The sequence below is a fragment of the Anaerobacillus alkalidiazotrophicus genome (assembly GCF_001866055.1).
In genome coordinates this window covers 15,387-30,928 of record NZ_MLQS01000017.1, presented here as the reverse complement: position 1 = coordinate 30,928, position 15,542 = coordinate 15,387, and the positions used below count along the sequence as shown (strand labels likewise).

At 33.8% G+C, this 15,542-nt stretch carries 14 protein-coding genes; 1 reads left to right on the top strand and 13 read right to left on the bottom strand.

Annotated features, from left to right (window positions below; translation table 11 throughout):
* Nucleotides 1-3: 3 nt before the first annotated feature.
* Genes BKP45_RS10600 through BKP45_RS10595 form a run of 3 tightly spaced genes read right to left on the bottom strand, consistent with a single transcriptional unit; the run spans nucleotide 4 to nucleotide 3,414 of the window.
* Nucleotides 4-2,322 (bottom strand): ATP-binding protein, encoded by a 2,319-nt coding sequence (locus BKP45_RS10600; protein WP_071389664.1) that lies wholly within the window; start codon nucleotides 2,320-2,322, stop codon nucleotides 4-6.
* Between the two features lie 9 nt (nucleotides 2,323-2,331).
* Entirely contained in the window at nucleotides 2,332-2,490 is a 159-nt protein-coding gene (gene comX / locus BKP45_RS21590; protein ID WP_084787834.1) for a competence pheromone ComX, read from the bottom strand.
* A 30-nt stretch (nucleotides 2,491-2,520) separates the two neighbouring features.
* Nucleotides 2,521-3,414, bottom strand: a complete 894-nt coding sequence (locus BKP45_RS10595) for a polyprenyl synthetase family protein (protein WP_071389663.1) — start codon at nucleotides 3,412-3,414, stop codon at nucleotides 2,521-2,523.
* A 241-nt stretch (nucleotides 3,415-3,655) separates the two neighbouring features.
* Here BKP45_RS10595 and BKP45_RS10590 point away from each other — a divergent pair, with 241 nt between their 5' ends.
* Nucleotides 3,656-4,654: a Gfo/Idh/MocA family protein gene (locus BKP45_RS10590; protein ID WP_071389662.1), complete on the top strand. Its 999-nt coding sequence runs from the start codon at nucleotides 3,656-3,658 to the stop codon at nucleotides 4,652-4,654.
* 196 nt (nucleotides 4,655-4,850) lie between these two features.
* On the opposite strand, the gene BKP45_RS10585 is transcribed toward BKP45_RS10590, so the two are convergent.
* From BKP45_RS10585 to BKP45_RS10545, 10 genes are all read right to left on the bottom strand, one after another.
* On the bottom strand, nucleotides 4,851-5,192 hold the full coding sequence (locus BKP45_RS10585; RefSeq protein ID WP_071389661.1) for a hypothetical protein: 342 nt from the start codon (nucleotides 5,190-5,192) through the stop codon (nucleotides 4,851-4,853).
* A 23-nt stretch (nucleotides 5,193-5,215) separates the two neighbouring features.
* Nucleotides 5,216-6,094: a CoB--CoM heterodisulfide reductase iron-sulfur subunit B family protein gene (locus BKP45_RS10580; RefSeq protein WP_071389660.1), complete on the bottom strand. Its 879-nt coding sequence runs from the start codon at nucleotides 6,092-6,094 to the stop codon at nucleotides 5,216-5,218.
* Nucleotides 6,094-6,738, bottom strand: a complete 645-nt coding sequence (locus BKP45_RS10575) for a 4Fe-4S dicluster domain-containing protein (RefSeq protein ID WP_245747463.1) — start codon at nucleotides 6,736-6,738, stop codon at nucleotides 6,094-6,096. The genes BKP45_RS10580 and BKP45_RS10575 overlap by 1 nt, the downstream gene beginning before the upstream one ends.
* Before the next feature lie 80 nt (nucleotides 6,739-6,818).
* Complete coding sequence (locus BKP45_RS22990; protein WP_245747433.1) at nucleotides 6,819-7,019, bottom strand: 2Fe-2S iron-sulfur cluster-binding protein; 201 nt, start codon at nucleotides 7,017-7,019, stop codon at nucleotides 6,819-6,821.
* Complete coding sequence (locus BKP45_RS10570) at nucleotides 7,019-8,728, bottom strand: FAD-binding protein (RefSeq protein ID WP_071389659.1); 1,710 nt, start codon at nucleotides 8,726-8,728, stop codon at nucleotides 7,019-7,021. The genes BKP45_RS22990 and BKP45_RS10570 overlap by 1 nt, the downstream gene beginning before the upstream one ends.
* Nucleotides 8,729-8,804: 76 nt before the next feature.
* Nucleotides 8,805-9,743, bottom strand: coding sequence for a malate dehydrogenase (mdh, locus tag BKP45_RS10565; RefSeq protein ID WP_071389658.1), 939 nt, complete (start codon nucleotides 9,741-9,743; stop codon nucleotides 8,805-8,807).
* A 398-nt stretch (nucleotides 9,744-10,141) separates the two neighbouring features.
* Nucleotides 10,142-11,638 carry a multicopper oxidase family protein gene (locus BKP45_RS10560; RefSeq protein ID WP_071389657.1) on the bottom strand — a complete coding sequence of 499 codons (1,497 nt, stop codon included), beginning with the start codon at nucleotides 11,636-11,638 and terminating at the stop codon, nucleotides 10,142-10,144.
* A 535-nt stretch (nucleotides 11,639-12,173) separates the two neighbouring features.
* Nucleotides 12,174-13,124, bottom strand: coding sequence for a cysteine synthase A (gene cysK / locus BKP45_RS10555; RefSeq protein ID WP_071389656.1), 951 nt, complete (start codon nucleotides 13,122-13,124; stop codon nucleotides 12,174-12,176).
* Nucleotides 13,125-13,318: 194 nt separating this feature from the next.
* Nucleotides 13,319-14,284 carry a C40 family peptidase gene (locus BKP45_RS10550; RefSeq protein ID WP_245747431.1) on the bottom strand — a complete coding sequence of 322 codons (966 nt, stop codon included), beginning with the start codon at nucleotides 14,282-14,284 and terminating at the stop codon, nucleotides 13,319-13,321.
* A 264-nt stretch (nucleotides 14,285-14,548) separates the two neighbouring features.
* A complete protein-coding gene (locus tag BKP45_RS10545; protein WP_071389655.1) occupies nucleotides 14,549-15,511 on the bottom strand; it encodes a substrate-binding domain-containing protein in 963 nt (320 codons plus the stop codon).
* Between the last annotated feature and the right edge of the window lie 31 nt (nucleotides 15,512-15,542).

Here is a 15,542-nt window from a genome sequence, read left to right as displayed (position 1 = left end):
TACTTATTTTAATGGTATAACGATTTGAACTTTCATCCCCTTACCTGGATTCGATGTAAGCTTTATTTCTCCGCCAAAACTATGAACACGACCTTTCATACCTATTAGCCCCATATTTTTTTGATTTTTATTTTGGGTAGAAAGATCTGTACCTATTCCATTATCTTGATAGTATATTTCCAAAGTTTGATCACTTATTTTAACCAAAATAGTTACTTCAGTTGCTTTAGCATGCTTAATAGCGTTATTTAATAATTCTTGAACGCTACGAAAAACAGCTAACTCGTAATCATTTTTTAACTGAAGACTTTGGTTATCTCCTTCAATCTTGAAAACTAATTTACTAGTAGAAAGCAAATTAAATTTCACTTCTAAATCCTGCAAGGCGTGTTTGAGACCTAACTTTGCCAAAAGTGGCGGTGATAACTCGTGGCATGTCTCGCGAATAGTGTACATCATATCTAAAACATCTTCTTCCAATTCTTCTATTCTACTTTCTAGAATAAGTGGCTTATCCTTAGCTAATCGTTTTATCTCTTCAACTTTCCTCTTATGAACAATCAGATCTTGAAGGATCGTATCATGGATATCCATAGCTAATTGCTTTCTTTCTTTTTCTGACCAGTTAACCATTAATCGATTTAGCCAGTTTGATTTATTTGCGACCATTTGATCAGCTTCTACACTTTCTAATTTTTTTAGTAGTTCTTCAATTTTAATCATGTTTTCTATTGAAATACTCGTGTAATAGGCTAGTACCTCTAACCAATCTTGTTGCTCTTTACTTAAAGGTATGTTGATTAATTTTTTTACTATTAAACAGTAATAATAATTTTGGCGCTCACCAATAACAAGAAAGAAATACTCTTTATGTTCAATGATTTTCCCAACATTTAAAACTTGAGAATTGATTTTTTTAGCAAAAGCACCTTCTATAAATTGATTTTCAGTGTCAGCACAAATAAAATTTCCTTTTTTAGAAACTTGAATGTAACTGATAAACTTTACTTTTAATACTTCTTTCACTTCTCTTTCAATACTGTTTAATACACCACTCACCTTATTTTCTCGTTTAATTGACTCACTATAACGGTAAATGCTTTTTTGATATTGTTCTCTTTCTACAAATAATACTGCCCGTAATTTTCTATCTATGTAATTCTTTAACACCAAAAATAAAAACAACAAAACGTATATTAGTAAAAATGTACGGGTAATTGTAATAAGTGTATAACCATTGGAATAATAAGCTTTAATGATGTATGTAAAAGCAATTGTCGGAAACAATAAAATAGAAGAATAATATTTAAATTGATCTACATATACTTTGATAGGAAAAAGCTTATTTGACAACAATAAATAAAAAATAATTGTAGGTATAAAAAAGATAAATAATGAGGCGACTACACCCGATATAATCGTATCTCCTATAAGAATAAATGGAATTGTATACAAAAAGATAAATGGAGCAAGTGCAAGCACAAATGCCATTAGCATCCACCTAATCGGCTCTCTTATTTCATCCTTTTTGGATAATCGATAGCATTTTACTAGAGTTATCGTAACTACATAATTTAAAATTAGAAACGAAATTAATAAGATATATTTCTCACTAAAAAAATAATCTATTATCTCTAAATAATTAAGTGTGTCTACAAAAAAAGCTGATAAACTTATAAAATATATCCAAAGAATTATCTTCTTATCAATCCATGATCTCCCTTTTTCTATTAGATAATGATAAATAAAATGTAAAAATAATACCGGCGCAACTAAAAAGCTAAAATTTAAAATAACTCCTCCTACTATATCTAGCTTTCCTGATGAACTAGCACTTATGAAGCAAAGACCTAAATTCTTTAAGAAACAAATTAATAATATAGAGCTCTTTTTTTGTATTTGACTTTTTAATATAAAAATACTTACTAGGGTGTTACAAAGAAAGTAAAGAAAAGGAAATACTAGGTAATACAAATATTGCCTTGTTAGTTCTAAAGAATTACTAATTAAATAGGTTTTATGACTACTATCTTTTAATACAGTAATTGTTTCTGCTTGTTCAATTCTTAAAAAGTTTCTTACTGTATAATGATTTTCTAGTGGTAAATCATTAATTAAAATAACTTGGTCTCCAACCTGAATATCAGTTTGTGCCCCCCACCCCATTTCATTTACTGATTGCACATAGAAATTATTCTCCTCTATTTTTAGCTTAATTCCAATATAAGGAGTAAAGTTAGTAAAAAATAAATATACAGCAACAATAGACGCCACTATCATAATAAATATTACCTTTTTATAATTACTACTTATATTTAACACCTGTTAAAATCACCTCCAAAGCTCCACCCTGGTAATTCCACTATTAGTAAAAACATTCAATATCGCTGCCACTTCTTCATAACTTACTCCAACCAAACTCGCTAAACCATTTTTCACTCTCTCTAACACATCTGGATTTTTAATTAAAAACTGAATGATTTCTTGCATAATAAACCCTCCCAATATTCATTTGTTTATTCATGTATAAAGTTCTAATTTCTTTTCATAAAAATTAGAGATGTTCAGACTACGGATAATCGCGAGTGCCTCTTGCTTATTTAACTCTATAAAGACACTAGCATAATGAAATGCACCTCTATCGCACATTTGCTTTATTACTTCTTCTTTAATCATTAATAGCTCTTGATAGGTCTTTTTACTTGTATAATACTCTGATACTATGTTATCTCTTAAAGAAAGCATATAAAGAATTGGTAATGTTTTCTTTTTTAAAAAGATATCGCTTTTTTTATCGAAGTTATAAATTGATTTTATATCGTTATTAATTTGAGCAATCATCCCTATCTTTTTGCTATAGCTTCTTACTTCCTCAAGTGCACTACTATTAGCTAATACTGCACCAACTAGACAAGCAAGGGCTGTTAAAGATCCTGATTTTTTTTCAATTAAAGCTAGATATTGTTTTTCGCTATTAATAGAGTTATGTAAATCCATATGTTGTCCAGTAATCGCTTGAAAGATAGTTGAATAATAAATATTATCAAGCAAATTTCTGTTTGAACAATTCAAATCATCAAGTATTTTTTTACTTAATAAAAGTAGTCCTGTTGTTATATTAAGAACGATTGAACTTTCATATTTCTGCCAAGGTGCAGAATGATTATCAATATCTTGTAAATCATCCAAAATATCAGCAGCTAAAATTAGTATTTCTACTGCCGCTGCTGCTGAATAAATATCAATATTTTTTCCATTGAACATTTCATAGTGGAGGATTGTAAGTTCACCAAAAAATAGATCTCTACTAATTGTTTGGTCATGAACAAATTCAAGTACGATCGTTTGAATATCATCATTTATAAAAGTATCAATTATTAAACGGTCCATTTTTTCTTTAATGTACGCTTTCATCCAATCTCCTTTTGACCCGGGTCATTTTTACTATTCATTTTACAATAGAAAATAGGTATTTTCTACATAAACATTCATAATTTTACATACTCATATTAACCACTTATTCATACAATTACATAAAATTAGATGCTATGGTTGGGATATATTCGGAAAAAATTGTATAATAATCAGAAGAACCAAGACTACATACACTTTATAAAATAGAAGTTAAAATAATATGTCGATTGGAGTGTTTGAAATGAAGATTGCAACAATTGGAACAGGACCTATCGTAGATAAGTTTTTATCAGCCTTAAACGAAATCGAGGAAGCTACGTGTGAAGCGATATATTCTAGAAAAGAAGAAACAGCTAAGCCACTTGCTGAAAAATTCAATGTACAAACGATTTATACTGATTTAGATAAGCTGTATGCTGATCCGAATGTTAACTTTGTTTATATCGCATCGCCAAATAGCTTACATTATGATCAAGCATATCAAGCACTTCAAAACGGGAAAAATGTAATATGTGAAAAGCCATTTACTTCAACTGTACAGGAACTTGAGAGTTTAATATCTCTTGCTAAACAAAAAAATTTACTGTTATTTGAAGCTATCACAACGATCCACCTGCCAAACTATCAATTAATAAAAGAAAACATCAATAAACTTGGACAAATTAAATTTATCCAATGTAATTATAGTCAGTATTCGAGTAAATACAACGCCCTTCTGCGTGGAGAAACTCCAAATGTTTTCAATCCTAAATTTTCAGGTGGCGCTCTAACAGATATTAATATTTATAACCTACACTTTGTCATGAATTTGTTTGGGACACCTCAAACAGTCCAATATAAAGCAAACAAACATCCAAACGGAATTGATACTTCCGGAATTTTATTATTAGAATATCCGAATTTTATTGGCGAATGTGTTGGGTGCAAAGATACGAATAGTCTGAACTTTGTTCTTATCCAAGGAGAAAAAGGATACCTTCATGTTGAACATGGGGCAAACGGTTGTAGAAAAGTCATCCTTCATTTAGAAGATAAAGAAGTAGAATTAAATGCACAAACAGAAATGAACGCATTGTATTATGAAATGCTTGCTTTTAACAAGATTTATCAATCAAAAGATTTAAAGAAGTGTTACGAATTACTTGATTACAGTCATTCAGTTATTCAAGTTCTGGAAGCCGCTAGAAAAGATGCTGGTATTACGTTTGATGCTGACTTACTAGAGATTAAATCATCATAATAACTAGTTACGTCCACCCCACACGGACATTTTAACGATTTGTCCATTTTCGGTGTCAGACACCCACGAAAGTGAATTAACCTACATCAATCTTATTTACAGGGTAAACAACAGTGAAAGTTAATATTTTATTTATAAAAAACACCTAATAAACAAAAAGTTTATTAGGTGTTTTTTAATTTAAATATTTAATCTACTACATTTGTTTATTATACTCAATTTCCTTAACCATTAACTTTTGCAAATCGTCTTCCCAACCATATGGTTTGTCACTGTTTTCTGGTGCCTCTTTATAAGCTACACCATTTTCAACATAAATCCATTTTTGCGTGTCTTCATCTTGAAAGAAACCAGTAATCGACGTTGATAGACGGTGGAAAGATTTATGAATAGAATAAATCATACCGTAGTGAATATCACTTTCTTCATAGATATCATGGATCCACTCTTCTCTCATATTTTGCAGCCAAAGTTGGTTTGAATTGGCCATTCCTACAAGTTTCGCTTTTTTCTCATGTCTTTTAAGCACGTATTTCATATAAAGCTACTCCCTTAAAAATATTAAACTCCTAAACTCTCTTTTAAAAACGGTACTGCATCAACAATATGACGGTTAATTGCAAGCTCTTCTGGACTAAATCCTAATGCTAAACCAATTAACTGTGGTAAGTGTAAAATTGGCATTTCAATATCTTCACTGTACCCTTTTTGTGCATCTGGTTGATACATATCTAATTGCATTTGACATAATGGACATGGTGTAACGATACAATGAGCGCCTGCCATCTTAGGGGATATACAATTGATCGCCGTTAGTTTTAACACTTCTTTCTCTGCTGGAAAAACAGCATGGAATCCGCAACAAGCTAATCTTTGATCAAAATCAACACATTCAGCACCTAATGCTTCTGCAACGATTTCCATTGAACGTGGATTTCTATGATTTTCAAACCCCATGATTTGAGGTGGTCTTACAATATGACACCCATAAAAGTTAGCTACTTTTAAACCTTTTAGTGGCCTTTTTACTAGCTTCTTTAAATTTTCAATTCCATAGTCTTGAATAATTGCCCAAAGTAAATGAGTTACTTCGCTCGTACCTTTATACTCTAAACCAGATTGTTGTAAACCCGTGTTTACTTTTTCCTTTAATTCTTGGTCTTCATCTAAATCTTTTTTTGCTGTTCGAAGCATTAACGTACAGGTGTTACAAACAGTCATTAATGGAGCATTTAATTCTTCGGCTAACGCTAAGTTTCTAGCATTAACGCTCGTTGCTAAAAAGTCATCAACATCTTGAATGTGACTCGCACCGCAACAAGTCCACCCCTCAAGCTCAATGAGTTCGATACCTAAAGCACTTGCTACCTTTTTTGTAGAAATCATTAATTCTCCAGCAGCAGATTCTAATGTACAACCTGGAAAAAATCCGTATCTCATTATTTGCTCACCTCCTGGGCATATTGATAAATTTTTCTTATTCCCTCTATACCTTTTACTTTCTTTGGCATGTGTAGTGGATTAATTTTTCCTTTTAAGATCATTCGTGTAGCCATCGGAACTCGTTTTCCAATTGTTTTCACCATTCCATCGGTCTTAATTGGTAACATCATTTCATTTAATCTACCAGTCTTGTGAACATCATCATAGAATGCATAAGCATGGCGAGCACCTTGGTTATCTTTAGCACCCATTTTCATCGAAACTTTTCGTAAGTAGGCAATTTGGTCTGTTAACGGAATACCTTTTGGACAGTTCGTTACACACTGCATACAGTGAATACATTTCCATAATTCATTTTCTAGCACTGGCTGAATACGTTGCAATGGATCAGCATCTCTTGAATCAACAGCAAAACGGTATGCTTTATTTAAAACGAACGGATCAAGATACCCACCATCATTTACATTTAGCTGTCCACACTCTGATGTACATACTCCACAAAGAATACAGTCAGTTGGTGAAGCAATTTTCGCAAATTCTGCTTCACTTTGCTTAAAGCCTTTCTCTACACTTCCGTCCTCAGAAGGGATTAACCATGGCTTAACAAGCTTAAGCTTCTCCACTTTTGGCTTCCAATCAATAACTAAATCTCTAATTACTTCATAATTTTGTAACGGTTCAAATGTTAAAACATTTGTTTCGAACGTTTCGATGATTTCATCTAGTCGTTAATTCTTACTCCACAGCTCCCACAAATAGCGTGACGACAGGCAGAAGTAAAGTTTAATGTCGGATCCATTTCATCTTTAATTTTTGTTAATGCCCAAAGGACAGTTTTATTTTTTTCATAAGGGAATTGATATTCTTGAACCCACTTGGTTGTCCCGTCATAGCGATGAATTCTAAAAATAAATTTTTCCATTAGTATTTTCGCTCCTCTGGTTTATACTTTGTAATCTTAACAGGGATATATTCTAGTTCATACTGATCTCCCTTTTTATGAACAAGTGTGTGTGCTAAGAAGTTCGCATCATCACGCGTCGGGAAATCTTTTCTCGTGTGCGAGCCTCTACTCTCTTTTCGATTGAGCGCAGCCATTACGATGGCTTTTGCTAACGTTAAACAGTTGCCAATCTCAACATAGTTTACAAATGCCATATTATAACGAACTGCCGGGTCACCGATATACGTATCTTGATAATCAACGAGCAAGTGTTCAATATCCGCTAAAGCTTGTTTCATTTCGCTTTCTTCACGGAAGATTCCAACATTATCCCACATCGTTTGAGCCATTTTATTTCGAATCTCAACAATATTTGATCCGCTCTTTTTATTACGAATCATTTTAAATTTCTCTTTCCATGTTTCTGTTTCTTGTTCTAGTTTAACTTCTGAACCAAATGAGCGACGGTGAGCTGATTCTTTCGCACCAATCCCTACATATTTTCCAAATAACACAACATCTGCTACTGAATTTCCACCTAAACGATTGGCACCATGAAGCGATACACAAGCACATTCACCAGCAGCATGTACGCCATCAATCGTTGTGCTTAGAGTTTGTGGATCTACTACATGAATACCACCCATCATATAGTGACAGCTTGGTCGAATTGGTACAGGTGCTTCTAGCATATCGATTCCTTCAAACTCCATCGCCAGCTCACGTACCTGTGGTAGACGCTCCATAATTTTCTTTTTACCTAGGTGTCTTAAATCCATTAACACATAGGCATTCATTCCTTCACCGAAACCACGGCCTTCTTTGATCTCTGTTTCGATTGTTCTAGAAACTAAGTCACGTGGTCCTAATTCCATTTTTTCTGGTGCGTATCTAGCCATAAAGCGTTCGCCATCTTTATTTAATAGATATCCACCTTCACCGCGACAGGCTTCAGATAATAAGATTCCTGTAGAAGCTAATCCTGTTGGGTGGAACTGTACAAACTCAGGATCTTTTAATGGAATTCCCGCGTTAAAACAAGCCGCTGTACCATCACCTGTCATATTGATCGCATTTGTCGTTCTATTCCAGTAAACTCTTCCAAAACCACCAGTAGCAATGACGACTGTTTTTGCTTTCATCGGAACAATATCACCCGTTTTTAGGTCCATCACTACTAATCCAGTACAGTTTCCTTCTTCCACAGTTAAAGAAAGAATTAACCACTCATCAAAAAACTCTACTTCATTTTTTAAACACTGTTCATAAATCGAATGAAGAATGACATGCCCTGTTTTATCTGCCGAATAACAAGTTCTAGGGCTTGATGCACCACCGAATGGACGTTGTGCGATGTTACCATTTCCATCTCGTGAGAAAGGTACACCATAATAATCTAATTCAGAAATAATTTCTGGCATTTTTGAAGTGAAAAATTCAACTGCATCTTGGTCAGCTAAAAAGTCGCTCCCTTTTACTGTATCCATAAAATGCTTTTCAGGAGAGTCCGTTGAATCACGGTACCCCATCGCTGCATTAATTCCACCCTGAGCTGCACCGGTATGTGACCTTGTCGGAAATACTTTAGATATACATGCAACTTTTAAACTTTTATCTTCACTCGCAGAAAGTGCTGCCATCATTCCAGCTCCACCTGCTCCAACTACTACTACATCATAAGCTAGCATCGGTTCTCCTCCTAAACTCATCTTTATCTCTTGGTTTGTATTGTACGTCTCCTTTTGCTCATCGCCTATATCTTCTCTATTTTAAAAACTCTTTATCACTATATACAGATTGAACCGACTTTTTTAATGCTGCTTTTTCATCATTAGTTAATTCTAACTCAATAATTTTTTCTATACCGTCCCCACCTATAATTGTTGGAACACCTAAGTAAAGGTCCTGATAGCCATATTCACCCTGAAGGTACGCAATTGTAGGAATAATTCGCTTTTTATCCTTTATGATTGCTTCAACTATTTGTGTAATTGAAGCAGATGGTGCAAAGTAGGCACTTCCGTTCCCTAGCAAATTAACGATCTCTTCACCACCTTTACGTGTACGTTCAACAATATCATCTAGGCGATCTTTCGGTAATAGGTTCTCAATCGGTATCCCACCAGCATAGGAATATCTAACTAATGGCACCATATCATCCCCATGGCCACCTAGAACAAGTCCTATAACATCTTCAACCGATACATTCAATTCCTGAGCAACAAATGTACGAAACCGAGCAGTGTCCAATATTCCTGATTGACCAATAACACGGTTCTTTGGAAACCCTGATTCTTTGGAAACAATATAAGTCATAGCGTCTACTGGATTTGTTAACACTAAAATTAAGCAGTTAGGCGAATACTTTACAACTTCTTTCGTAACAGCTTTCATAATTTCAGAATTGATATTAACGAGATCATCTCTACTCATACCTGGTTTTCTAGCAATCCCTGCTGTAATCACAACTACGTCAGAACTAGTGGTGTCCTCATAGTTTGAAGTACCAACAATATTTGCATCAAATCCTAAAACTGGACTTGCTTCTAACATATCTAACGCCTTACCCTTCGTAGGACCATCCAATTGAGGAATATCTAGTAAAACTACATCCCCAAGTTCTTTTTGAGCTACCATGAGTGCAGTTGTTGCACCAGTAAATCCACTACCAATAACGGAAATTTTTCTTCGCTTAATTGACATATCTTTTGTTACCTCCATTTTTCTTCGAATCTTTTTTCTACCACTGCATGTTTCTTAGCTAATATCTATTAGTCCTGAAACAGATGCCCATATACTCTAATCTCTACCAAGATGACTTTCCTCTTTCTTAAACGTAGGTTTTAGATAAAAAAATAAAACTTAATTTTTAAAATAACTACAAGTTTTGTGAGAAATATGGTTATTTTATAAAGAAATTATGTATTCACGAAATATTTAAATTTTTATTGCTTAAAAAATAAATTATTGAAAAAACAACAAAGAAAGTTTGTATAATTTCAAACTCCTAAAAAAATTACGTATTTCAAAAATTTAACTAGTAAAAACAAAAACTCCTACAGAAACATGTCATGTAGAAGTTTTTATTATTCCAATATTGATTAGTTACCTGCATAATCAATTAATGAGATCATTCCACTTTCCGCATGATGAAGCTCATGACAATGAAAAAACCATTTTCCAGCATTATCTGCAATCAATACTATTTCATACGTTTCACCAGGCCTAACATTTAACGTATCTTTTAAGATTGGTGAACCTTGAACGGATACTCCATTTTTTGAAATCACATAAAAGAAGTGTCCATGACTATGCATCGGGTGATCAACACCACTAATATTCGTAATAGTCATCTTGATTACATCCCCTTCGTTAACTTCATATACCTCTAAATCAGGGGCTTTCTTACCATTAATAGTGAATGTCTCATCTCCATCATTTGAAGCTAAGACCATCTCAAATTCCTTTGTTACACTATTAATTCTTTCAATTTGTTGACTCTGTCCATATTTAGTCATATCAAAGGTAGACAATTTTTCATTGTTAATCTGAAGACGTTCATTTTCATAGCCTTCATAAACAAGAGGCAGGATACTATTTAATTTTTCTTTATTTGCTTCAGCAAATATTTCTATGCCCCATGCTCCAGCATTGTTTAAAATAATCTCAATATCATATCTTTCTCCAGGTGCAATTAAAAGTTTTTCATTTTTAATTACTGTTGGTTCGTTCACAGGCTGACCGTCATAATGTGTTACCTTAAATTCGTGATTTGGAATAACGATTGTCTGTGTATATAAGCCTGAATTAATAAATCTTAAGCGATTAGATTCCCCTTCCTTCACTACAAATCCACTAATATCTGCTCCTGCTTTTCCATTTATAACAACCGTATTGTATACATCATTCATCATCTCATTGTGAGGTAATTCAACGCCATTTCCGTTTCCATGAGCACCATGAGCACCACCAGTACTTCCATGCTCCCCACCATCTTTTTCACTCTCGTCATACATTTCTTCTACCATCGCTGACCATTCACTAATAAATACAACCTGATCAATCTTATGATTTTTATTTGTACTTTCTTCAACTACAATTGCCCCGTACATACCTCTAAACAATTGTTCTGCACTATTTTCATGTGAGTGATACCAATACGTCCCTGGTAAAGTTGCCTTGAAGGAATAAATAAACTCTTCTCCTGGTTGTATAACGTTTTGTGTAACTCCTGGAACTCCATCCATTTCATTTACAATGGGTAATCCGTGCAAGTGTAATGCCGTCGATACTGGTAATGAATTTAAAAAGCGGAGTTCCACTTCGTCACCTTCATTTACTCTAATTTCTTCACCTGGAAGCATTCCATTATACATCCAAGCTTTAGTCACTTTATCGGTTGTATATTGCCAATTCTCTTCTACTGCTTCAATCGTAAATATTTTTATATCATCTGATGCTGTTTCTATTGGTGTAACTGTTTCTTCTATGTCTGTCGTTTCCCCAATACTTTCTTCCTCATTTGAAGATTGGTTACTACATGCTGAAAATAGTACTCCTAAAAACAAAATTATTAACACGATTTTTAATTTTTTCACACTAATTCCTCCTTTTGATTCATTAAATATAAATTAACATTAAAATTCGAAGAAAGTTTGTTGAAAGTTCGACAAAAGTAACATAAATATATTGGTAACAGTAAATACAGTACTTTTAATATTTATTGTCGGTTACCATTACTGAATTTCCCCTAAGAAAATTGAGAAAATTAATCGGAATTTAGGCTTATTTCTTTACTTTAACTAAAGCTATATAAAGCTTTTACAAATCTTCTGAGATTTTGATATAATCCATAAAACGAAAAGCAACCTGGGAATCCCAAGTTGCTTTTCGTTTTTAATTTAAGGCGATTTTTAATGTTTCAATATTTTTTCTCATTAAACTAAAATAGTCTTCGCCATTGTCGATATCCTCTTTTGTTGCAGCTTCTAGATTATGTAACCATAAGATTTCTGCACCAACTTCCCTACGAATTGCTTCTCCATCTCTTATTCCTCCAATACGGCTTGCTAGGAACGCAAGTAAAAAAGACCAACTTAGTAAATTGGTCTTTTCTTGAAAAAAAAATTAGTTTTATTCTTCCTCTTGAAATAATGCGGTCGACAAATATCTTTCACCAGTATCAGGTAAAGTAACAACAATTGTCTTCCCTTTGCTTTCAGGTCGCTTTGCAACAACCGTTGCAGCATGAACCGCTGCTCCAGAAGAAATACCCACTAAAATTCCTTCTTCCTTTCCAAGGCTACGGGCTGCTTGAAATGCTTCTTTGTTTTTCACTTGAATGATTTCATCAAAGATTAAAACATTTAACACTTCAGGAACAAACCCCGCTCCGATACCTTGAATTTTATGTGGACCTGGAGTTCCACCTGATAAAACAGGAGAATCATATGGTTCAACAGCAACTGAACGAATAGAAGGTTTTCTTTCTTTTAACACTTCTGACACACCTGTGATCGTTCCACCAGTACCAATTCCACTAATAAATATATCTACCTGTCCATCAGTGTCATACCAAATTTCTTCTGCTGTTGTTTCGCGATGTATTTGTGGATTTGCAGGATTACTAAATTGTTGTAGCATAAAACCATTAGGTGTTTCTTCAAGTAGTTTTTCTGCTGTTTCAATCGCTCCCTTCATCCCTTTTGCTCCTTCTGTTAATACTAGCTCTGCCCCTAGTGCTTTTAGAAGATTTCGTCGTTCGATACTCATTGTTTCAGGCATAACAAGAATGCACCGATAACCTTTCGCAGCGCAAACGAAGGCTAAGGCAATCCCTGTATTACCACTTGTTGGTTCAATAATTACAGTTTCCTTTGTAATCAATCCTTGCACCTCGGCAGATTGAATCATAGCATCCCCAATTCTGTCTTTAACGCTTGATAACGGATTGAAATACTCTAGTTTTGCAAGAACTTCGGCACCAGTAGCATCACTTATGGTGTTAAGTCGTACCAATGGAGTTCTTCCAATTAACTCCGTAATATTTCTAGCAATTTTAGGTCGTTTTAATACATCAGTCATCAAACATCCTCCTTAATTTATACCCAGAATTTTGTAAGTGAAATAATTCTCATTTTTTAGCATACCTGTAATTTATGTGAAAAGTATGGTGGTGATATAAAGAAAATATGTTGATTGCTTAACTCTTAGAAATTTCTCCCGCTCAAATGAAAAAACAGATCCTTTTGTATAGAATCTGTTTTTCAACAACAATATTATGAATATCTTTTAGCACCAATAAAACGTGGATTCCAATATGGGTTGTCCATTCTTGAAATAATAACCCCTTGTGATGAACTATTATGAATAAACTCGCCACCCCCTAGGTATATACCTGCATGTGAAGGACCAGTTTTATATGTTTCAAAGAAAACAATGTCTCCTTTTTTAGGTTGACTTACGGCGATACCTAACTTCCAATACTCGCTGTGAGTACGTGGTAATGATACCCCATTTTTATTAAATACATAGGTAATAAAACCACTACTATCAAATCCACTAGGAGTTGTTCCTCCCCAAACATAAGGTGAACCTAGTAAACTTTTCGCATCATTTATTAAGTTATTTATATTAAACGATGAACCTTTTTCACTATTATTAGAAGTTGATGTATTATTTGATGCAGCAGCTTTTAAAACACGAAACGTTTGTGCGCCTACGATTCCATCGACTTGTATATTTTTTTGTTGTTGAAAGTTTCTTACCGCTTGCTCTGTAATCGGCCCAAAAATCCCATCTATTGAATAATTGTAGTAACCATGAGCCTGTAGCATTTTTTGTAACTCAGACACGTGCTTCCCTCTGTCACCTTGTCTTAGTATAACGGATGAATCTGCTGAAGCAACTGCTGACTTTATCATTGTTACGGGAGCATCTATCCTTTTTTCCTTTAGTGCGGAAACTGTTTGTGGCCCAACAATCCCATCAACGATCAGACTATTATTCCGTTGAAAATCCCTAACTGCCTGAGCTGTGATTGGACCATAAATTCCATCAATACTATAGTTATAGTAGGATTTAATATTTAACTTCTCCTGTAATTCAATCACATCTGAATGAACCATTCCTTTTCGAAGTATTTGGTCTCCTAATGCAGCTTCACTATACGATGCATTTGTCATTAATGCACCCGTAATGACCGAAGTCAAAATAAACCCTTTTATTGCTCTTACTTTCTTCAAAACAACTCACTCCTTAAATGCTGTTATTTAAATAAATTTTTTACATGATGAATCTATCAACAACATTTGAAGAGATTATGTAGGTATTATTAAAATTACATTACAAAAGTCGAAGATTGTCAAAGTAGTAGCTTATACGACGCTTACGATGTCGATGAAGTTTTTCTTTCAGTGGTGATAAGTGTTGAATTTATTAATTGAGTCAAATCATAATTGCCAAAACCATTCATCATGTAATAATCCCCCTCAACTTGAGGGGGATTCCTACGTTTCATAGATGATTTGTCCTGTTTTTGACAGATCATAACCGCCTAATGCGTCTAGATCACTTTTAAAACTATTTGAATTTAATATTGATTGAATTTGTGGAATTAGTGCTTTATTTTCAGGAGTCTTTAAAATCACTAAGTCGTATCTTTCATTAATTAGAGGAATAAACTCTACACCATGAACAAGGTTGCTCGTTTTTTCTATTCCGACACCAACATCTGCGACCCCTTTTGCGACCGCACTCGCTACACTTAAATGGTTTGTTTCCTCATATCCATAACCATTAACTTCATGAATTGAAATTTGATGTTTTTTTAGGCTTTCATCTATTAAAACCCGTGCGCCAGACCCTTTTTCCCGATTGATTATTTTTATATTTGGGGATTTCAAATCAAGCCAGTTTTTTATTTTTTTAGGGTTTCCTTTTTGAACAAAAAAGCCAGCCTTTCTTGATAAAAGGTTAATAACTACATATTCAAAGTTAACTAAAATTTTATTTATGTACGGTAAATTATATTCTCTACTTTCAGCCTCAATCAGATGTGTACTCACGATATCAGAGTAGCCTTGATACATGGAGATTAATCCTTCGAGACTTCCTACATAAGAACGAAGTGGTCGAATGCCATTTAAAGAGTTTTCAATATGATTCGCTAAAATATCTAAACTAAAATCTTGACCACTAATCACGATTTGCCTAGTATTATTAAATCCTTGTCGTTGCCCCTTACCGTTACTAACTGGGCTTTCTGGAAATTCGTTTTCTTTAATAGAAATAGTAGAGGCACCTTTTTTAGAACGATTAATATAAGCTTCTAAATCTTCAGGATCAATTCTCATCTGTCTTCCAACACGATAAGTCGGCAATAATCCTTTTTTAACCAAATCATAAATCGTTAGTTTCGAAACTTTTAATATTTGGGCAACCTCTTCAGTAGTATATGACTTTTTCTCCAACTAAAAAACCTCCTTTTAGTCGTGAACGATT